The sequence below is a fragment of the Thalassospira australica genome, assembly GCF_044790785.1.
GTDB lineage: Bacteria > Pseudomonadota > Alphaproteobacteria > Rhodospirillales > Thalassospiraceae > Thalassospira > Thalassospira australica_A.
On sequence record NZ_CP085258.1, the window covers coordinates 595,688 to 615,548 of the forward strand.

Consider the following 19,861-nt stretch of genomic DNA (forward strand, 5'->3'; position numbering starts at 1 on the left):
TGTGTAGACGTCAATGTTATTTTGTCATGATACAAAACTAACATTGACCTGATGCAGGAACATTTCAACACTTTGCGCGTTCATAACATTGATGTGCCAACTAATCGCCGCCGATTAAGGGTTAGATCCCGGTCGTCGCGGCATAATAAGGGAGACTTCGATATGAGTTTGAACAAGCTCTTCAAGGCGACCCTGTCTGCTGCCGCAATTTTTGCGGTCGCCGGGACAGCCGCCCATGCCGAAGAATGGAAATTTGCGCATGAAGAAAGCCCGGGCGATGTGCAGGACCTGTATGCACAGGAATTCAAGCGTCTGGTCGAGGAAAAAACCAATGGCGATGTGACGGTTACCGTCTACACCTATGGCCAGCTGGGGACGGAAAACGACATTACCGAACTGACGACGGCGGGGGCTGTTCAGTTCTCGAATGCATCGCCGGGCCATCTTGGCACCTTTGTTCCGGAAATTCAGGTTTTCGGCGTACCGTATCTGCTGTCGCAGGATAACGAGGTAAACAAGGAAGTTCTGTCGAGCAGCCCGACGATCTATGAAGGTCTGTCGGATGACTTTGAGTCCAAGGGGCTCAAGCTTTACACCATGTACCCGGAAGGCGAGATGGTCTGGACCACCAAAAAACCGGTGACCCAGCCGTCCGAGTTTGACGGGGTTAAATTCCGCGTCATGACCTCGCCGATCCTGATCGAAAGCTATGAATCTTTCGGTGCCGATCCGGTTGCCCTGCCGTGGGGTGAAGTCTATTCCGGTCTTCAGACCAGTGTGATCGATGCACAGGTCAACCCGATCTTCTTCATCGAAAGTGCGAAATTCTATGAAGTGACCGACTATCTGATCTATGCCGGTCAGCAGCAATACACCACGACCGTGGTGTCGAATGCTGCCTTCTATGAAGGTCTGTCTGACGAGCGCAAAGATATGCTTAAGGAAGTCAAATCGGAACTCGATGACTTCATCTATGAAGCGCAGCAAAAGGCAAATGCCGAGGCACTTGATCGCATCAAGAAAGCCAAGCCAGAAATCGAAGTCATTCGTCTGAATGATGAACAGCGCGCTGCCTTCAAAGAGGCATCGGCCGGTATTGGTGACAGCCTTGTCAAGGAAGTCGGTGGTGACACCGAAGAAGTGCTGAAAGCGCTTCGCAAGGAATTCGGCACCGAGATGTAATCATCTTTGACCGCAATTCCCCCTTCGTGGGATGATATCTGAAACCCCTGCAATGTTGGCCGCAGGGGTTTCTTTTTGTCTGCTTGGTAGACGCAGGTGTCGGGAAAATGATTTTGTACTGACAAAAAACAGAGGCCGGCATGGGTCCGGCCTCTGTGGTGCACCCGGTCGTCATAAAGAAGGCCGGGTGGGGATGGTGTGAGCCTTATTATTTGCCGCTGGCAACTTCGTCGGCAACCGCATCAACGGCCTGTTTGGCGATGTCGATAACCTTGTCGATTTCGGCCTTGGTGATGCAAAGCGGCGGGGCAAAGCCCAGGATATCGCCATGGGGCATCGCACGTGCAATCATGCCGCGTTCAAGGCAGGCGGCCGAAACGCGCGGGCCGATTTTCGCATTCGGATCGAACCGTTCCTTTTTGGTTTTATCGGCGACAAATTCCAGTGCGGCCATCAGGCCGACACCACGCGCTTCGCCAACCAGCGGGTGCTCGTTAAATGTTTCGCGCAGGCGTTTCTGGAAATAGCCCCCGGTATCGGCCGCATTGCCGGTCAGGTTTTCACCATCGACAATATCGAGATTGGCGTTGGCGGCAGCGGCACAGACCGGATGCGCGGAATAGGTCCAGCCATGACCAATCGGTCCCATTTTATCGGACCCCTGTTCCAGAACCTTCCAGACGCGTTCGCCGATGATCACACCCGACAGCGGCAGGTAGCCCGAAGACACACCTTTGGCAATCGTGATCAGGTCGGGTTTGATGTCGTAATGGTGCGAGCCGAAATAGCTGCCGGTGCGGCCAAAGGCGGTAACGACCTCGTCGGCAACCAGAAGCACATCGTACTTGTTCAATACTTCCTGGATCGCGGCCCAATAGCCTTCAGGCGGGGTGATGATGCCGCCCGTGCCCATGACCGGCTCGCCGATGAAGGCGGCAACGGTTTCCGGGCCTTCGCGCAGGATCATTTTTTCAAGATCATCGGCACAGCGTTTGGCAAATTCGGCCTCTGTCTCGCCGGCCTCGGCATTCCAGTAATGGTGCGGGCAGGTGGTGTGCAGGATCGGCGCGCGTGGCAGGTCAAACGCGTTATGGAACGCTGCCAGACCCGTCAGGCTGCCGGTCATGATGCCGGAACCATGATAGCCACGCCAGCGCGAGATGATTTTCTTCTTCTGCGGCAGGCCGCGGATATTGTTGTAATACCAGATCAGTTTGATGTTGGTTTCGTTCGCATCCGAACCCGACATGCCATAATAGACGCGCTGCATGCCTTCTGGTGCCGATTTGACGATACGATCCGACAGGCGGATGACCGGCTCGTTCCCGTGCCCGACATAGGTGTGGTAATAGGCCAGTTCCTTGGCCTGGGCATAGATCGCATCGGCGATTTCGGTACGGCCATAGCCAACATTCACACAGTAAAGACCGGCAAAGGCATCAAGCGATTCCCTGCCTTCGGTGTCATGGATATAAATGCCCTTGCCGCCATTGATGATGCGGTTGGGGGTTTCACCCGCCGCGTGCTGGCGCATATGGGTCGAGGGATGCATGAAATGGGCGCGATCCATTTCCTGCAGATCGGCGGTGGTGTTTTTGATGACATTCATTGTGCTTCTCCCATGTGAATGCGGTGGCCGCTGCGCGCGTTACGGTTTGAACGCGGCGCAGACATATTTAAGCTCGGTGAATTCTTCTAGGCCGTGGCGCGACCCTTCGCGGCCAAGGCCGGACTGCTTGACCCCGCCAAACGGGATCGGGGCGCCGGTAATCTTCACGCAATTCAGCGCGACCATGCCGTATTCAAGTGCGTTCGAAACACGCGCTGCGCGATCATGGTCGCTGGTATAGACGTAAGCTGCAAGGCCATATTCGCTGTCATTGGCGCGACTGATCACCTCTTCTTCGGTATCGAACGGGATCACCGGAGCAACCGGACCAAAAGTTTCCTGATGATAGATGTTCATATCCTCGGTCACATCGGCCAGAAGGGTCGGGGCATAGAAAAGCCCGCCCATTTTCCTGCCACCGGTCAGAACACGGGCACCTTTGGCGCGGGCATCTGCGACATGTTCATCACATTTGGCAACCGCACGATCATGCATCAGCGGACCGATTTCGGTGGTTTCATCAAGTCCGTTGCCAACGCGGAGTTCACCGATTGCCTTGGCATATTTATCAAGAAACGCGTCATAGATGTCGCGATGGACAAAGATGCGGTTTGCCGCAAGGCAATCCTGCCCGCTGGTGGCGAATTTGGCACCGAGCGCATGCGTGACGGCCTCGTCCAGATCGACATCGGGGAACAGGATAAAGGGGGCATGCCCACCCAGTTCCATCGACATCTTTTTGACGGTCTGTGCGCCCTGCGACAGCAACAACCGACCAACTTCGGTGGAGCCGGTGAACGAAAGCGCCCGCACAACAGGGTTGCCGCAAAGCTCGCCAACAACCGGATTGGGATCGCCGGTCACGACGTTAAAGACACCGGCCGGGATACCAGCACGTTCGGCCAGTTCGGCAAGGGCGGTAGCCGAAAACGGCGTTTCGGTGGCCGGGCGAACGATCATGGTGCAACCTGCGGCCAGTGCGGCGGCGGCCTTGCGCGTAATCATCGCACACGGGAAGTTCCACGGTGTTACCGCCGCAGTTACGCCAACCGGTTCGCGTTTGACGGTCATATTGCGGCCGGGCAGGTGGGATGAAATGTTTTCGACATTCACCCGTTTGGCTTCTTCGGCGAAAAATTCGATGAAGCTTGCGGCATAATCAATCTCGCCACGGGATTCCGAAATCGGCTTGCCCTGTTCAAGCGTCATCAGAAGGGCCAGATCTTCCTTGTTTTCGATCAGAAGGTCAAACCAGCGACGCAGACGTGCCGCACGATCCTGTGGCAGAAGGGCGGCCCATGCCGGAAAGGCCGCATGGGCCGCGGCAATCGCGTTACGGGTTTCGGCAATACCCATATTGGGCACGGTTCCAAGAAACGCGCCATCAAACGGATTGGTGACTTCGATAACCTGGCGATTGTCGGCCGAGCACCAGCGCCCGTCGATATAGGCATGTTCGCGCAGAAGCCGAAGATCGGACAGCTGGCTTAACGACACGCAGCGCTGTTCTTTGAGTTGTGCCGTCATGAAAACCTCCTTGAAACAAGGCCACGCCTTTTGGCGTCAGCCTCTGTTTTGTTGAACTGCCAGCAGGCTATCAACAAGCTGGCAGAGGAGGTTTCCGAACTCGATGCGATTTGATGCGGTTTTTTTGGCAAGCCCCGGTCGAAAGCAGATGTTTTTTCTGCTGGCCAGGACAAAGGTCGAAAATTGGGGATCAGTCTTGGTCGTTATCGCGCAGAAAGGCCCGCATTTCGCGGCGTTCACGACGTTTCTGAAGAACGGTACGAATGATGATCGCGGCAAAGAACAGCACCACGATGCTGGTTGACATCGGAAAGGCCAACGGAATCCCGATGATAAAGACAATCGTTCCCAAAAGCCCGCCTCCGATCATCGCTGCCAGCCCGCCCAGAAGGGCAATGGCCAAAACGGCAGCGATGATGATAGAGGCAAGCTTGTTCATAACAGGTCCGGTCGGGCGTAATTCAATCAGCCATTCCGGCTGGTAAGCTGTTTGGTGGTGACATCAACGCGGTGTGCCAGAACACGGATCAACTGAACCGCAACCGCCTGGTCCTGACGGACAAGACCAAGGAACTCGTTTTTATCGAGTTTCAGGACTGTCATTTCCTCGACCGCGCGGATGGTGGCGGAACGTGGTGCATCGACCAGCAGGGCGATTTCACCAATGACTTCCTTGGGTTCGACGTCGCGCAGCTTGATCGTCTGGGCCTCGTCGGTCGTCAGCCAGATTTCGCCACGACCGGAAATCACGATAAAGGCCGCATCGCCCGGGTCACCCTGCTTGACCAGAACCTCGCCGCGTTTGAAGGTCAGGCGCGGGCTGGTAAAGGCCAGCAGTTTGACCACGCTGGGGTCAAGCCCGGCAAAGAGCGGAATGGTGCGCAGCAACCGGACTTCCTGTTCGATGCTGCCATCATTTGTATCGATTGTGGTGTCTGCTGCTTCGTCTTCGGCTTCTTCGGCGGTGGCCTCGTCAATTGCATGGCTTTGACGTTTGACCAGTTTGCCATTTGCCATATGCAGATAGGTGCCGAACCGTTCATTGTCGGTGTCATCGCCATCGACCCAGATCAAGCTGCGATGTTCGGACTGCCCGGTCAGCCAGGAAATAACCTGTTCACGGGTTTCGCGATCAAGGGCCGAAAGGGCTTCGTCAACGACCACCAGATCGGGATTTTTGATCAGGGCGCGGACAAGTGCTATTTTCTGACGCAGGCTTTGCGAGATGCGGCTGCCGCCGACACCGACCTGACTTTCAAGGCCAAGTGCGACGAGTGCATCATACAGGCCGCCTTCATGGGCGATTTCAAACAGCACTTCGCCAACGCGTTCTTCGGAATTTGCACGACCATAGGCAAAACGTCCGAACAGAAGGTTGTCGATAACCGGGGCTGCGGCGGCATATTCGTCAACCTTGAAGAAGTCGATCATATCGGCAAGGTCATCGGGCAGATTGCCATAGAATTTTGGCCGGGCTTTCAGAACCAGTTGGCGGAATTCATTGTCAATGACCCGCAAGCGGTGACGTGCCGGGGTCAGGTTCATTGCCACGTCAAGAAGGCGCAGCTTGTCTTCGGCACGCATATCCTTGATTGCGACGCCTTCGGTCCGTTTCAGCATGTTTTTGACCTCGGGCAGTTCATCGGCCGAGATAAAGCTGTAACGGTCAAAGAATTCATGTCCCGGCGGCAGGCCGGTAAACAGTTCGATCATCAGGTCAAGCGTATCGCGACCGATACTGATCATGACATCGTAAAGCCCCGTTTCACGCAGGGTTTTCTGCATATAGGGATGGGACAGGAATGCCGTGCGTTCGAAGTCGGATCGGGCGGGCGCACCGAAAACAAGGTTGATGCCGACCGGGGCATTGTCGTTATAGAGGTCAATATCATAGGGTTCGACCAGATCGGAAAGACCGCGTTCGGCAAGGATTTCCTTAAGCTTCGGTCGTGCGGCCAGAACGGCTTCGATCAGATCGGGGCGTTCTTGCGGATCAATGCGGCGTTGCAGACCGATGCGATAAATATCGCGGTCAAGATGAACGACCTCAAGCAGGCGCATAAGTTCGGCTTTCAACTCATCGATCGAGTTAAAGCCGGGGCCGATATAATCGATCCATTCTGCCCCGGGGTCATAGGGAATGTTCCCGGAAAGCCTGATTTCATCATACATTTCGCTGGTCAGGCGCGATGGCAGATGGGTGGGATCGGAAAGTTCGACCTTTTCGACGAATTCGGGCAATGGCAGTTTCAGGTTCGAAGCGGTATCGCCGTCGGTGCCTTTATCCTTTTTTTCCAGACCGGCAACAAGGATCGGGCGATGCTTCAGGCCATAAAACAGGTTATCGGCAATCGTTCCGTTAAACAGATACGCATCACTGCCGACATAGGCCAGACGCTGTCCAAGAGTGGATGACGGGATATCTTCGGCATTCCGGTCGCTGAACTGGATGCGGCCGCCGGTCGGGGTCAATAACCGGGCGATCAGGCGGGCCAGTTGTGATTTTCCGCTGTCCGCCGAGCCCGTCAGAAGGGCCGTGCCCGGTAATGCCATGTTGAACGACACATTTTCAACAACCCGCGTGCCGTCATCATCGACCCAGGACAGGGCCGCAACATCAAGCGGCCCGGGCAGGCGTTCGGATTTCGGTGCGATCAGTTCATGTTCGCGGCCAAGATCGGGCAGTTCGAACTGTTCATGAAGCTGTTCGTATTTGATCCGGGCATCGGCAAGGCGCTGATAATAGGCCAGCAATTCTTTCCAGGGCGCGGACATATCCTTGTAGGCGGCAAGGGCAGCAACAAGTGCCCCGAAGCTGAGATTGCCCTTGATCACCAGATAGCCGCCGATGGAATAGAAGAAGAACGGCGTGATCTGGGCGATGAAATTGTTCAGAAACTTGATAAAGAATTTGCGGAAATAGATTTCCTTGCGGATTTCAAAAATCCGGCCCATCCGCTGGGTGAAATGGGTGAGTTCGAATCCTTGCGTTTCATGGGCGCGGATATCAGTGGCACCGGCGACGACTTCGCCGATATGTTCGGACATCCGGCGCACATTCTGCACACGCTGTTTGCCAAGCTGGTTCACCCGGCGTTGCAGTTTGGGGATCAGATATCCCTGCAACGGATAAAATGCAATTGCCGCAAGGCCCATCAACGGGTCCTGTACGAAAATAAAGGCGGTAATCGTTAAAAGGATGCCGCCCTGATAGAGCGGCAACGAGAAAGCTTCGCCAAAAAAGCCGCCCAGCGGTTCTGCTTCGGCGGTGATCATGGAAACGATTTCACCCTGGCTGGTCTTGCGGAAATGCGGCAAGGGAAACCGCAGAACCCGTTCAAACAGGGTGTAGCGCAACCGGCGCAAAAGCCGTTCCGACATCACGCCAACATAGACGTTGATGAAATATTTGAACCCGCCATTGACGAAAACCAGTGCGAGAAAAATACCCGAAAGCGTAAACAGATATTCGATCTGGTTCAGTTCAATGCCGAGAAATTCGTAAGGTTCGCCCGCACCGCCGATTGCCTCGTTGACGATCTGTTTGGGCAGGTCCAGCGAATAATACAGAAATGGAAAGGAAATCACCGTGACCAGGGTCAGGATGATTTGCTGGATGCTGCTGTGGCGCCAGATATAGGCAAAAACCGACTTCGGCATTTACGGGTCCCGTATTTTTTGTCGGAACGAACATGATTGTCCGTTCCTATTGCTCGTTTAGATGCAAAATGTACCCGGCCTTTAAGGCGTTAGCCAAGCTCGAAACTTTGACCCGGTTCAACAAATCCGCAAAAGCCATCCGCAACCGCATCGGGCCGTGGATAGGCCTGATAGTGATAGAGCCACATTTTCGCTTTGATATCGGCGGGCAGGGTCACAAGTTGTTCGTAATGGGCATGTACGCCGGAATGGCGCGGGCCAAGTTCGCAATCCTGAAAAATGATATCTGCTTTTTGATACAACGGCATATGGGCATCGGGATTGAAAATCGCATCTGTTGTCAGGAAAAAGCTTTGATTTTTTCCACGCCCGAACAGCGCGTAGGACAGCATGGTATTCTGGGCGGTAACGACATGTTCGACCGGGATAATGTCAAAATGCGTACCCTGCCAGTCAAATCCCTTGACCGGGCTGAGTTCCTGAATGTCGAAATAGGATGACAGGCTGCTATTGCCCGTGTCACTGACCTGAAGTCCGCCGCGCAGGCTGTGTTCCCACAGCGGCTCGATCAAATCCTTGACCGCGAGCAGTTTGACCCGGTGGCCTTCGAAAATGAAATAATTGGCAAGTGCCATCCATTCCAGCCCGCCAATATGGTCGGAATGCAGATGGCTGATATAAACGGCATCAAAGTCGTTAGGCATATAGCCCAGATTGCGTAGCGAGTGCCGTGCATCTGAACCACAGTCAATCAACATGCGTGTCGGCCGGTCGCTGCCAGGCTGAACTGCTTCCAGAACCATATTGCTCTGGAAATTGTCAGCCGCCATGCAGAATGCCGAACCTGTCCCCGCAAACGTAAGCTTCATTCCCCGATCTCCCGACATTTTGTCGAAAGATTAGACGAGGTTTGGGGCAAAGAACCACCCCCTTTGATAGAGAAATGCTAATTTTCCTGATAAAAGCCACAGGCTGACCCATGGTTCAGCACGGTATTGTCTGCTATTCGCCGGGTTGCCGGACGGTATCGACATTCTTTTTGCCATCGGCAAGCCGGGTGACTTCGGCGCGCAATTCCCGCAGTTCCCTTAGGATTTCGTGGTGATCAAGGCCAAGTTCATTGCGAGTCTGGGTCTCTTCGACGTCGACATGAGTGGCCATGGCATCCACCACAATGGCGATGAAAAGGTTGAGGACGGCAAAAGTGGTCACAAGGATGAAGGGGACGAAAAACAGCCAGGCCAGTGGATAGATTTCCATCACCGGGCGGACGATTCCCATCGACCAGCTTTCGAGCGTCATGATCTGGAACAGGGAATAAAGCGATGCGCCGATTGAACCAAACCAGTCGGGGAAACCCGATCCGAACAGCTTGGTTGCCATGACGGACGAAACGTAAAATACCAGCGACAGCAGGGTCAGGACCGAAACCATGCCCGGGATGGCTTTCATCAGGGCTTCGACGACCTTGCGCATGGAGGCCACGGTCGAGATCAACCGGAAGGCACGCAGGATTCGGAGCGCACGCAGGACCGATACGTCCTGTCCCATCGGCAGCAGGGTGATGGCAACAATCGTGAAATCAAAGATGTTCCAGGAACGCCGGAAAAAGCCCAGCCGATACACGGCAAGTTTCATCAGAAGTTCGACGACGAAAATCGCAACCGCGATCTGATCAAGCAGATGCAGGACCGATCCGGCGGCATTCATAACGGTCGGGGATGTTTCAAGTCCGAGAATGACGGCATTGATCGCAATCACGGCCGTGATGAAATTCTGGAACTTTGAAGATTCGACAATCCGGCGCAGCTTTTCCATTAGGCCCTCCCGGCAGGTACCGGTTCAAAAGGCGCAGCGACCGGGGTTTTTACCGACGGGCGGGACAGCGCCGGAGAGAAAACACAAACAGGGCGCAGGTCAGACGTGCTGATGACTGCGCCCTGCGGGATCAGTTCAGGCCGTGACGGCCCATATCGAGGAATTTGTCGCGACGGCGCGCCTTGAGAACGCCCCCTTCGACATTGTCCATCGCTTCAAGGGCCTTGATGATGGCATCGCCGACGCGTTTGCAGGCATCAACGGGTGAACGCTGTGCGCCGCCAAGCGGTTCGGTGATGATTTCATCAATAACGCCAAGCTGATGCAAATCCTGCGCGGTCAGGCGCAATGCATCGGCAGCCGTTTTGGCTTCGTCACCCGAACGCCACAGGATCGAGGCGCAGCCTTCCGGCGAGATAACGGAATAGATCGAGTTTTCAAGCATCATGACGGTGTTGGCAACAGCAAGCGCAATCGCGCCGCCAGAGCCACCTTCGCCGATGATCACCGAAATCAGCGGAACCTTGATATCAAGGCAGGCTTCGATCGAACGCGCGATGGCTTCGGACTGGCCGCGCGCCTCGGCGTCGGCCCCCGGGAAGGCACCGGCGGTATCGACCAGTGTGATGACCGGAATACCGAAACGTTCGGCCATGCGCATCAGGCGGATCGATTTGCGATAACCTTCCGGCTTGGCCATGCCGAAATTGTGTTTCACACGGGATTCGGTATCGCGGCCCTTTTCGTGGCCGATCACCATGACGCTGCGACCTTGCAGGCGCGCCAGACCACCAATGATGGCCTCGTCCTCGCCAAACAGGCGGTCGCCGGCAAGCGGGGTGAAACCCTCGAACAGGTGGGCGACATAGTCGGTGAAATGCGGCCGGTCGGGATGACGGGCGACCTGTGTTTTCTGCCACGGGGTCAGCTTGCCATAGGTGCTTTGCAGCAGCTTGGTCAGCTTGTCCTGCAGGCGCGCAACCTCGTCGGCGATGTTGACTTCATCATTGCCGGTCAGGTGGCGCAATTCTTCGATCTTGCCTTCGAGTTCGGCGATCGGTTTTTCAAAATCCAGAAAGTTATGCATCAGGGCATCATATCCGGCTGGGAAACAATGAGGCGGAACATAGTAGATCAACCCGTCACGTCAAGGGTTGAGGTCCGATACGCATATAAATTCCATCGATCCACGGGTTATATCGTATATTTCATCCTGCACAGTGACAGTTTTGCATACGGAAATCCATGACATCCAGTATCGAGATCACATCGCCCCGCGATCCCGCCCTTGTGCCGTTCGACCGGCTTGTTGAAATCCTGCTGGCCGCCTTTGCCTTTCAGGACGATATCGTCGATCCGCCCAGTTCGGCAAAATCGGTCAATATTGCCGAACTGCAGTGGCGTTTTGCGCGCGATACGTTGTTTCTGGCGCATGATTCAGCTGGTCGTGTTATTGGCCAGGTCTGGGTCGAGGATGTTGGAAAAGACGCCTATCTTTATAAATTGTCGGTCGATCCGTCCATTCAGGGCGGCGGCATTGGCAAGGCACTGGTCGAGGCGGCGTGCAACCATGCCCAAAGTGCGGGCAAGGAAAACATGCGACTTCATGTTAGGGTTGAACTGACCGGTAATATCGCCTTTTTCAAATCGCGCGGGTTTGAAATCGCCGGTGAAGGCGTTCATGACGGATACGATCGCACGACATTCTGGAAAATGGCACGGCCATTACAGTTGGCGAAAACGGCCTGATCAGACTGGCAATCATGCGACGTCGGTTTCGGGTTTGACTGCATAATAGGGCACGTGGCTTTCACCCCAATCCTTTAACGCAAGGATGATCGGGCGAAGCGTTTCGCCCTTTGCGGTCAGGCTGTATTCCACGCGCGGCGGGACTTCGGCATAGACTTCGCGGTGGATCAGGCCGTCGGCTTCCAGTTCGCGGAGTTGGCGGGTCAGCATGCGCTGTGTCACGCCGGGCATCAGGCGGCGCAATTCATTGAACCGTTTTGTTCCGTCCAGCAGATGGTACAGGACCACGCCTTTCCATTTGCCGCCAATCACGTCCAGCGCCCCTTCGACCGGGCAGCCGGGGCTGCGATCCGATGGGCAGTTGAATGTTGATGCCATCCATTGGCTCCTTAAACCTGCAGGAAACGACAATAGTATACAAAATGACACTATTGGTCTGAATTGTGCGTACTTATTATATGTGTCATTATGCGCTATGTCTTGTGCATTCACAATTCAAACCTTTGATCAAAAGGATGCCACGATGAAAGCAATCGGACTTTATAAAGCTGCCCCCGTTGAGACGGACGGGTTGTTCAGTGAAATCGATATGGAAATTCCAAAGGCCGAAGGCCGCGATATCCTGGTTCGTGTCAAAGGCGTTGCCGTCAACCCGGTTGATTTCAAGGTGCGACGCGGCAAGGCGGATGACGGTACTTTCAAAATCCTTGGCTGGGACGCGGCGGGTATCGTTGAAGCCGTTGGCGAGGATGTCACCCTGTTTCGTCCGGGGGACGAGGTCTGGTATGCCGGGGATGTCACCCGGTCCGGCAGCAACGCCCAGTTCCAGCTTGTCGATGAACGTATCGTTGCGGCAAAACCAAAGTCGCTTGGTTTCACCGAGGCGGCGGCACTGCCATTGACCACAATCACGGCATGGGAAGCCCTGTTTGACCGTATGATGATTGACCGCAACGCCAAGGATGCCAATGCGGGCAAGACGCTTCTGGTGATTGGCGGGGCAGGCGGGGTTGGCTCGATTGCGATCCAGCTTGGCAAACTGGCCGGTTTGACTGTCATTGCAACCGCATCGCGGTCGGAAACCATCGAATGGGTCAAAAAGCTTGGGGCAGATCAGGTGATCAATCATCGTAATCCGCTGGCCGATGAACTGACAGCCGTCGCGATTGCCGATGTTGATTATATCTTCTGCACGTCGGAAACCGACCAGTACTGGGAGACGATGTGCGCGATCATCGCGCCGCAGGGACGGATTGCCTCCATCACCGAAGCAAGCCGCGACCACAATATCGATATGCTGAAAGCGAAATCGGTGACGTTTTCCTATGAATTCATGTTCACCCGGTCGATGTATCAGACGCCCGATATGATCGAACAGCACAAGCTGCTGAGCAATGTTGCCGATTTGATCGACAGGGGTGTTCTGACAAACACCGCCAATGAAAGTTTTGGCCCGTTAACGCCTGAAAGCCTGCAAAAGGCGCATGCTCTGCTCGAAAGCGGCAAGGCGATTGGCAAGATCACCTTTGACGGCATCGCGGATTAATCTGTAACGATCAATCCAAAAGTAAGGGGTGCCGACGGCATCCCTTACTTTAATATGTCTGTTTTTTTGGCTTAGCCCGCGTCGCGCGCCGCAATGGCTTCCGCTTGTCGGACCATGACTTCGGCCTGTTTGATCGAGGCGATATCGATCAGTCGGCCATCAAGTGCGACGGCACCGGCACCTTCGGCCTGTGCCTTGGTCATGGCCTCAAGGATGCGTTTGGCCTTGGTGACCTCGGCCTCGGACGGGGAATAAACATCGTTGGCAAGGGTGATCTGGCTGGGATGGATGGCCCATTTGCCTTCACAGCCCAGCACCATGGCGCGTGCGGCTTGGGCGCGATAGCCATCCGGGTCGGAAAAATCGCCAAACGGGCCGTCAATCGGGCGCAGGCCATTGGCGCGCGCGGCCACCACCATACGGGCAATGGCATAGTGCCACATATCGCCCCAGTGATAATCGCGCGGATTGTCACCATCCTTGTCGGTCAGAACACCGTAATGCGGGTTCGGCCCCCCGATGCCGGTCGTCATGGCCTTGGTCGAGGCGGCGTAATCGGCGACCCCGAAATGCAGGCTTTCATTGCGTTTGGAGGCACCGGCAATTTCGTGGATATTCTGCATGCCAAGGGCGGTTTCAATAATCAGTTCGAACCCGATGCGTTTTTTGCGGCCCTTTGCGGCCTCGATCTGGGTTGCCATCATATCAAGCGCATAGACATCGGCGGCCGTTCCGACCTTGGGGATCATGATCAGGTCAAGCCGGTCACCGGCCTGTTCGAGCACATCGACGACATCACGATACATATAATGTGTATCAAGGCCATTGATGCGGACCGAAAGCACCTTGTCGCCCCAGTCGATATCGTTGATCGCGGCAATAATGTTCTTGCGGGCCTGTTCCTTGTCGCTTGGCGCAACCGCGTCCTCAAGATCAAGGAAGATGGCATCGGCCTTTGATCTGGCGGCCTTTTCAAACAGTTCGATACGGCTGCCCGGAACGGCCAGTTCGGACCGGTTCAGACGCGCCGGGGCCGGGGTCGGTGTGGTGAAGCTCATGGTAACGTCTCTCCAAAGCCTGTCATTCTGGAAGGATCGGCCTGTCTGGGCCAAGCTTCCGGCGTTAAATGCTTTTGTCCCGTTTTCGGGATCGTACCGTGGCCGCCGTGACAGAATTCTGCGCCTGCGATCATTGTGCGCCGCAGTGAGATCGAGCGAATTTGATCCAATTTATGGTGCGCATGCTAACAGATGCAAGCCATTTTGCGCACACGACCATTGTCTGATGCCAACCGGAACGCAACCCGGAAACGGGTCTTTGTGGCTGGATTAGAAAAAACGCAGAAACACGGCATAAAGCAATGGCCCCTTAAGGATGCAGTGGTTAGATTACCGGCGATATTGCGGATCGGGCCTGCCCGATACCGTATCCTTGGGGGAATTTCAGGCAGAACCAAACGGCCCATGCGTCGCGCTTATTCCATTCTTGTTTCGGCCGGGCTGGCACCCTTTCTGATATTGGGGGCTTGCCTTGTGCTTGCGCTGTCGCCCGGACTGGTTCCGGGCGAACTGGCCGGGCTTGTGCGATACGGGCCGTTCGTCCTTGCGGTGCTGGGCGGTGCAATCGGGTGGTGGTTTAACCGCGGGCGGGCGGTTCTCGTGATGATCCTGCTTCTGGTCTGTTACTGGTTGCTGGTGGGAAATGGTGGCGGATTTTCCGCCGATGGCCTTGCCTTTATGCGCATTGCGACGCTTTATCTGATCCCGGTTAATCTGCTGGTGCTGGGTTTTACCGCCGAACGCGGGGTGCTGAATTCACGCGGTATTGCGCGGATGCTGGTGCTGGGATTGCAGGTTTTTGTCATGCTGATGCTGGCAGGCAAGGCCGATGTCGGGGCCGCACTTCATCAGATACTTAATTACCGGCTGATCGATACCGGAAGTTTCATGGCCGACATGCCGCAACCGGCCCTGATCCTGTCGATCCTGTCGGTCGGGATATTGCTTGCCCTGCATCGACCGCTTGAAACCAGTTTTGCCGCCGCGATCATTGCCATTGCGGTTGCAACAGTCATGGGCCCGGGTTTTATCAAGTTCGGTTATCTGGCAGCAACCGGTGTGGTCCTGGCCGGGTTGGCGCAGGAAGCCTGGCGGATGGCGTTTGTCGATGATCTGACCGGATTGCCCGGACGGCGTGCGTTGGGACATGCCTTGGCCGAACTTGGCAGCCAGTATGCGATTGCCATGCTTGACGTCGATCATTTCAAGAAATTCAACGATACCTATGGCCATGATGTCGGTGACATCGTGCTGCGCAAGGTTTCACGCGAACTGGCACGTGTTGGCGGCGGGGGCAAGGCATTCCGCTATGGTGGCGAAGAATTTACCGTCGTTTTTGCCGGACGGAGTGCAGAAAAGGCCTATGAGCCACTGGAAGCCCTTCGCAAGCGGATTGCCGCGACCAGAATTGCCCCGCCTGACAAAAACAAGACCGTTTCGGTCACCATTTCGGTGGGTCTTTCGGAACGTGACGAGGATGTTGATGATCCCTGGGCGGTGCTGAAACAGGCAGACGAAAAACTTTATGCCGCCAAGCAGGCAGGGCGTAACCGGGTTGCGGTTTAAGGGCGTCATTGGCGCGGCGTCGTGCCATTATTGGCAGAAAACCTGCATTTCCGGTTGAAAATGGAACTATATTTTAGGTTTTATTTTTCTTTTTTGAATCACCCATAGGGCGTACCGTTGAGTCGTTTCATTCAACGACAGGAGGCCTTCCATGGCACGGATCATCGGTACAAACGAAGACGACGTGTTGAACCATACCTCTCGTGGTCGTGACATTATTTATGGGCTGGATGGTGATGATGAAATCCATTTCAGCGAGTCAGACACGGTGATCGGTGGGGCCGGGGCCGACAGCTTTTTCGTCAGTGGCCGATCTGACGATTACGTATTGTCCTATGCGACGTCGCGCGAACCGCTAACCTTCAAATTCTACAATAACGAAGATGCCCCGTCTGGCGAACAGGTGGCCGAGCTTGATGTCAGTGGTGGTGATGCGGATGGCGATCAGTTGATTGTTGGTGAGTATGGCGACCATATCTCCCAGAAGCTGGGCGTGATTGGTACTGACGGAGACGACTATTTTGAAGGAGAAATAAGTGCGGTCGAAGGTGGTGGCGGTGCCGATACCATCAACTTTGATTTTCGCGATATATTTCCCACTTCCTATTCCCGTTATGCGCCGACTGTTGCGTATGGCAGTTCGCCCGAAGCCATTTACTTCGATCAGGACAGCATGAACGGTTATGGCGGGGATGCCGAGGGTGACAAAATTTCCTTTGCGGACGACAGCGAGCTTCGCGATCTGAACATACGCGGATCAAATCATGATGACCTGCTGATTGGTGGGGCGGATCGCGGCGGCACCCTGTTTGGCGCGGGGGGCGATGATCTGATGATTGGACGCGGTGGTGACAATACAATGGTTGGCGATACCGGCAATGACACCCTGATGGGAAATGACGGTGATGACCACCTGACAGGCGGCCAAGGAGCGGATTTCCTTGATGGCGGCAGCGGGCAGGACACGATCAGCTATCAGACGTCTGCCGAGGCTGTGCATATTGATCTTGGCGCGGGCATTGCCGAAGGCGGCGATGCCAACGGGGATGTCCTGATTGATGTCGAGGGCATTTTCGGAACCAGCCACAGCGATCTTTTGATCGGTGACGATCAGGATAACAATATTGATGGCTATTTTGGATATGACACCATCTATGGCAAGGGCGGTGATGACACGCTAACCGGGGCGACGGCCTATGGCGGTGACGGCAACGATACCCTTTCTGGCACGGAATATGGTCAGCCTGATCGCGATTACCTTTACGGTGATGCCGGTGATGACACCATTCTGGGTAATGAGGGCGGCGATTATCTATATGGCGGCGATGGCAATGACACGGTTCTGGCCGGTGAGGTGTATTATGATGATGATCTCTTTCCGCCGGACGGCACCCATGCCGATGGCGGAGACGGAGATGACATTGTCAAAGGCCACAATGCGGACGACTTTCTTTATGGCGGCGCCGGGAATGACCTTATCGAAGGGGGTATGGGTGATGACGCAATGTATGGCAACGATGGTCAGGACATCATGCGCGGGGATCACGGCGATGATCAGTTAGTGGCGGGTGCTGGTCGCGACCTTCTGGAAGGTGGTCGGGGCGAGGACCGGATGTTCGGGCAAGACGGGCATGATGTCCTGCGCGGGGACTATGGCGAAGACGCGCTGTTTGGCGGGGATGGCAATGATCTTCTGACCGGCGGGGCATCTTCGGACAGTTTCGTCTGGGTCAGGTTCGAAGGCGGGGCAGAACGTGATCGCATTACCGATTTCGAAGCAGGTGAAAACGGTGACCGCCTTCTGCTTGGCAAGACATTCCAGGAAAAAAGCGGCATCGACGATTTTGATGATTTCATCAACCACGCCGAACAAAACGACGACGGTGTCTATGTCGATTTCAGTGACGGCCGGCATTACAGCTATGGCGTTCAGATCGACGGGATCGAGATCAGTGATCTGGTTGAAGATAACGTGACCTTTGACGTCGACGATTACGGAAGCTTGTAAGCCGTGACGCTCTTAAAGTTCTTCGAACCGGAACAGCATGCGCATTGACCCGGCGGTATTGGCAAGCGTTGCCAGACAGGCAGCCGCACGGCCGGCCGGGATGGCAATCGCAAAGCGCGTGGTATAGATGCGCGTGTCTTTTTCATCGGTTGCCGATGCGGCGAGCTGCACGATGTTGGCGTTGAATTCGATGAAAATTTCCGACAGCCGGGCGATCAGGCCGGGCTGATCAATCCCGGAACATTCAATCATGTGCGTCGCCCCCGGTGCGCGGGTCAGAAGCGGGGCGGGCTGGATTTCCTCGACCGTGATTTCGGCCTGGTCCATTGGCAGTTCGCAAAGGGCTGCCTCGCATTCGGTGATCGGGCAGGTGTCGGGCAATTCGCAGGTCGTTACGAAATTCGCGCGCCCCTGATCCAGCACAAAGCTGGTCGGCCCCAGATTGGCCCCGATATCAAACAGACGACCGGATATATCCGATACCAGACCGACGCGATCGGTGCAGGAAATGGTGATACGCGTGTTGGCATTCATGCGTGGGGCTCCTTGAGGCGATCATGAGATGGCATCAAGCATAGCATTCCTTGCCGTTTCCGGGCACCGGCTTTTTCCCGATTTCGACAGGCACAAGCGATCCTGTACGCAAGCCAGCCCCATGTGGATGTCGGGGTGGTCATCACAATTAAATGATGGATTGCGATGGATCCGTGCCTTGGGCAGGGTACGTACGGTTTTCGACAGCAGAGATGTCGGGAACATCCGACGACATATGGACAGGAGTTCGAAACATGACTGCTTTGAAGAAAACCGTGATCGCAACCGTTGCCGCCGCGGCACTCGCATTGGCAAGCCTTCCGGCAAAGGCCGCCGACATCGTTGATACGGCTGTATCTGCCGGGTCTTTTAAAACGCTTGTTACTGCGGTTCAGGCAGCCGGACTTGTCGATACCCTTAAAGGTGAAGGGCCCTTTACCGTTTTTGCGCCAACCGATGAAGCCTTTGCCAAGCTGCCGGCAGGGACGGTCGAAGACCTTCTGAAGCCGGAAAACAAGGAAAAGCTGGTGGCCGTGCTGACCTATCACGTTGTGCCGGGCAAAGTGATGGCAGCAGATATCGCGGGCAAGGAAATGGAAGTTGCCAGCGTGCAGGGTGACACCATTGATGTGAACGCGACAAACGGGGTTATGGTCGATGGTGCAACGGTGACGAAGGCCGATATCGAAGCCGATAATGGCGTCATTCACGTCATTGATACCGTCATCATGCCGGGAATGTAATCGGCCAACATAATATATTGTCACGAAGTCAGGCCCGGACGATATCGTCCGGGCCTGCTTGTTTGTATCGGCGGATCTTCTATGCGGCTGCGAATTCGCGCCGGGCCCCTTCGGCCTGTGTATCAAGATGGGCCCGCAATTCACCGGGCAGGCCAAGGCAACCGGCAAGCCGGTCAAGATATTGCTGTTCGACCTGTTCATCGGGATCAATCGACAGACTGGATGCCAGATAGATTTCGGCACCCTGTTCGCTGGTCCGTGCAAGACGGGCAATCGCGAGCGGATCGGCATCGGCCGAGAAGGCATCAAACAGAAACGCCTTTTCCGATGCACCAAGTTCAAACTGTTCGATCTGGGCTGCGATGCGTTTGTTTTCAGTCTGGTCGATATGTCCGTCGGACTTGGCAGCCGCGATCATCGCGCGGACCAGTGCCAGACGGAAATCAAGATCGCCTTCGCCGCGTTCCTGTTCCGGTGCAAAACCGCTATCGGCGGGGACGTTGGCAAGATCGCTATCGCGCGCGTGGCTTTGCGGTTTCTGGCGATTGCTGTAATCGCGCCATGCCTTGTAGGCGAGGCCCGCAACAAGGGCTGTGCCGCCATAAGCCAACACTTTTCCGCCCATCTTGCGGCCCTTTTTCGACCCGAGAATCGCAGACATCAATCCGCCGCTTAGCGCGCCACCGACAAGACCGCCACCCAGACCGCTATTGCCCAGTGCCTTGCCAATGCCGCCGGTCGATCCGCCGGAAGTGACTTCCCTGATCCTGTCGCCGATCTGGCCGGTGCTGCCGGAGCCGAGCACGTCGCCGAGAATTTTTCCGATATCCATTCCTGTTTCCTTGCGGGCGGGATTACTGT

General features: G+C 55.4%; 17 protein-coding genes. 6 read left to right on the forward strand and 11 right to left on the reverse strand.

The genetic code is table 11. The annotated features are described in order from the left end of the window. Window positions 1–162 precede the first annotated feature (162 nt). Entirely contained in the window at window positions 163–1,182 is a 1,020-nt protein-coding gene (gene dctP / locus LG297_RS02805; protein WP_404424918.1) for a TRAP transporter substrate-binding protein DctP, read from the forward strand. Between the two features lie 208 nt (window positions 1,183–1,390). Here dctP and LG297_RS02810 read toward each other — a convergent pair whose 3' ends face one another. From LG297_RS02810 to LG297_RS02840, 7 genes are all read right to left on the reverse strand, one after another. Then, window positions 1,391–2,791 carry an aspartate aminotransferase family protein gene (locus LG297_RS02810; protein ID WP_404424920.1) on the reverse strand — a complete coding sequence of 467 codons (1,401 nt, stop codon included), beginning with the start codon at window positions 2,789–2,791 and terminating at the stop codon, window positions 1,391–1,393. A gap of 39 nt (window positions 2,792–2,830) precedes the next feature. Continuing rightward, the gene (locus LG297_RS02815) at window positions 2,831–4,318 is read right to left on the reverse strand and encodes an NAD-dependent succinate-semialdehyde dehydrogenase (protein WP_404424922.1); all 1,488 of its coding nucleotides are present in this window, start codon (window positions 4,316–4,318) and stop codon (window positions 2,831–2,833) included. Between the two features lie 190 nt (window positions 4,319–4,508). Next, a complete protein-coding gene (locus LG297_RS02820; RefSeq protein ID WP_404424924.1) occupies window positions 4,509–4,757 on the reverse strand; it encodes a hypothetical protein in 249 nt (82 codons plus the stop codon). Window positions 4,758–4,783: 26 nt separating this feature from the next. Then, window positions 4,784–7,978: an ABC transporter transmembrane domain-containing protein gene (locus tag LG297_RS02825; RefSeq protein ID WP_404424926.1), complete on the reverse strand. Its 3,195-nt coding sequence runs from the start codon at window positions 7,976–7,978 to the stop codon at window positions 4,784–4,786. Between the two features lie 89 nt (window positions 7,979–8,067). Beyond that, on the reverse strand, window positions 8,068–8,847 hold the full coding sequence (locus tag LG297_RS02830; protein ID WP_404424928.1) for an MBL fold metallo-hydrolase: 780 nt from the start codon (window positions 8,845–8,847) through the stop codon (window positions 8,068–8,070). Window positions 8,848–8,980: 133 nt separating this feature from the next. Continuing rightward, complete coding sequence (locus LG297_RS02835) at window positions 8,981–9,796, reverse strand: ion transporter (protein WP_404424930.1); 816 nt, start codon at window positions 9,794–9,796, stop codon at window positions 8,981–8,983. Between the two features lie 130 nt (window positions 9,797–9,926). Further along, the gene (locus LG297_RS02840) at window positions 9,927–10,883 is read right to left on the reverse strand and encodes an acetyl-CoA carboxylase carboxyltransferase subunit alpha (RefSeq protein WP_404424932.1); all 957 of its coding nucleotides are present in this window, start codon (window positions 10,881–10,883) and stop codon (window positions 9,927–9,929) included. Between the two features lie 158 nt (window positions 10,884–11,041). Here LG297_RS02840 and LG297_RS02845 point away from each other — a divergent pair, with 158 nt between their 5' ends. After that, window positions 11,042–11,545: a GNAT family N-acetyltransferase gene (locus tag LG297_RS02845; protein ID WP_404424934.1), complete on the forward strand. Its 504-nt coding sequence runs from the start codon at window positions 11,042–11,044 to the stop codon at window positions 11,543–11,545. 12 nt (window positions 11,546–11,557) lie between these two features. Here the strand turns inward: LG297_RS02845 and LG297_RS02850 are convergent, their stop codons facing one another. Next, a complete protein-coding gene (locus LG297_RS02850) occupies window positions 11,558–11,923 on the reverse strand; it encodes a winged helix-turn-helix transcriptional regulator (RefSeq protein ID WP_404424936.1) in 366 nt (121 codons plus the stop codon). A gap of 145 nt (window positions 11,924–12,068) precedes the next feature. Here LG297_RS02850 and LG297_RS02855 point away from each other — a divergent pair, with 145 nt between their 5' ends. Continuing rightward, the gene (locus LG297_RS02855; RefSeq protein WP_404424938.1) at window positions 12,069–13,091 is read left to right on the forward strand and encodes a zinc-binding alcohol dehydrogenase family protein; all 1,023 of its coding nucleotides are present in this window, start codon (window positions 12,069–12,071) and stop codon (window positions 13,089–13,091) included. A 71-nt stretch (window positions 13,092–13,162) separates the two neighbouring features. Here LG297_RS02855 and LG297_RS02860 read toward each other — a convergent pair whose 3' ends face one another. Beyond that, window positions 13,163–14,149: a CoA ester lyase gene (locus LG297_RS02860; RefSeq protein WP_063093069.1), complete on the reverse strand. Its 987-nt coding sequence runs from the start codon at window positions 14,147–14,149 to the stop codon at window positions 13,163–13,165. Between the two features lie 405 nt (window positions 14,150–14,554). On the opposite strand from LG297_RS02860, the gene LG297_RS02865 reads away from it, so the two are divergent. After that, window positions 14,555–15,715, forward strand: a complete 1,161-nt coding sequence (locus LG297_RS02865; RefSeq protein WP_404424941.1) for a diguanylate cyclase — start codon at window positions 14,555–14,557, stop codon at window positions 15,713–15,715. A gap of 151 nt (window positions 15,716–15,866) precedes the next feature. Next, window positions 15,867–17,723, forward strand: a complete 1,857-nt coding sequence (locus tag LG297_RS02870) for a calcium-binding protein (protein WP_404424944.1) — start codon at window positions 15,867–15,869, stop codon at window positions 17,721–17,723. A 12-nt stretch (window positions 17,724–17,735) separates the two neighbouring features. Here LG297_RS02870 and LG297_RS02875 read toward each other — a convergent pair whose 3' ends face one another. Further along, window positions 17,736–18,257, reverse strand: coding sequence for a glycine cleavage system protein R (locus LG297_RS02875; protein ID WP_404424946.1), 522 nt, complete (start codon window positions 18,255–18,257; stop codon window positions 17,736–17,738). A gap of 254 nt (window positions 18,258–18,511) precedes the next feature. Here LG297_RS02875 and LG297_RS02880 point away from each other — a divergent pair, with 254 nt between their 5' ends. After that, window positions 18,512–19,000, forward strand: coding sequence for a fasciclin domain-containing protein (locus tag LG297_RS02880; RefSeq protein ID WP_404424949.1), 489 nt, complete (start codon window positions 18,512–18,514; stop codon window positions 18,998–19,000). Window positions 19,001–19,079: 79 nt separating this feature from the next. Here LG297_RS02880 and LG297_RS02885 read toward each other — a convergent pair whose 3' ends face one another. After that, complete coding sequence (locus tag LG297_RS02885) at window positions 19,080–19,832, reverse strand: tellurite resistance TerB family protein (protein ID WP_404424951.1); 753 nt, start codon at window positions 19,830–19,832, stop codon at window positions 19,080–19,082. Window positions 19,833–19,861 lie beyond the last annotated feature (29 nt).

Coding starts and splice junctions, on each gene's coding strand:
- LG297_RS02830 (WP_404424928.1), bottom strand. CDS start 8,847: ATGAAGCTTACGTTTGCGGGGACAGGTTCGGCATTCTGCATGGCGGCT.
- LG297_RS02855 (WP_404424938.1), top strand. CDS start 12,069: ATGAAAGCAATCGGACTTTATAAAGCTGCCCCCGTTGAGACGGACGGG.
- LG297_RS02815 (WP_404424922.1), bottom strand. CDS start 4,318: ATGACGGCACAACTCAAAGAACAGCGCTGCGTGTCGTTAAGCCAGCTG.
- LG297_RS02840 (WP_404424932.1), bottom strand. CDS start 10,883: ATGCATAACTTTCTGGATTTTGAAAAACCGATCGCCGAACTCGAAGGC.
- LG297_RS02845 (WP_404424934.1), top strand. CDS start 11,042: ATGACATCCAGTATCGAGATCACATCGCCCCGCGATCCCGCCCTTGTG.
- LG297_RS02865 (WP_404424941.1), top strand. CDS start 14,555: ATGCGTCGCGCTTATTCCATTCTTGTTTCGGCCGGGCTGGCACCCTTT.
- LG297_RS02880 (WP_404424949.1), top strand. CDS start 18,512: ATGACTGCTTTGAAGAAAACCGTGATCGCAACCGTTGCCGCCGCGGCA.
- LG297_RS02885 (WP_404424951.1), bottom strand. CDS start 19,832: ATGGATATCGGAAAAATTCTCGGCGACGTGCTCGGCTCCGGCAGCACC.
- LG297_RS02835 (WP_404424930.1), bottom strand. CDS start 9,796: ATGGAAAAGCTGCGCCGGATTGTCGAATCTTCAAAGTTCCAGAATTTC.
- LG297_RS02825 (WP_404424926.1), bottom strand. CDS start 7,978: ATGCCGAAGTCGGTTTTTGCCTATATCTGGCGCCACAGCAGCATCCAG.
- LG297_RS02820 (WP_404424924.1), bottom strand. CDS start 4,757: ATGAACAAGCTTGCCTCTATCATCATCGCTGCCGTTTTGGCCATTGCC.
- LG297_RS02810 (WP_404424920.1), bottom strand. CDS start 2,791: ATGAATGTCATCAAAAACACCACCGCCGATCTGCAGGAAATGGATCGC.
- dctP (WP_404424918.1), top strand. CDS start 163: ATGAGTTTGAACAAGCTCTTCAAGGCGACCCTGTCTGCTGCCGCAATT.
- LG297_RS02850 (WP_404424936.1), bottom strand. CDS start 11,923: ATGGCATCAACATTCAACTGCCCATCGGATCGCAGCCCCGGCTGCCCG.
- LG297_RS02860 (WP_063093069.1), bottom strand. CDS start 14,149: ATGAGCTTCACCACACCGACCCCGGCCCCGGCGCGTCTGAACCGGTCC.
- LG297_RS02870 (WP_404424944.1), top strand. CDS start 15,867: ATGGCACGGATCATCGGTACAAACGAAGACGACGTGTTGAACCATACC.
- LG297_RS02875 (WP_404424946.1), bottom strand. CDS start 18,257: ATGAATGCCAACACGCGTATCACCATTTCCTGCACCGATCGCGTCGGT.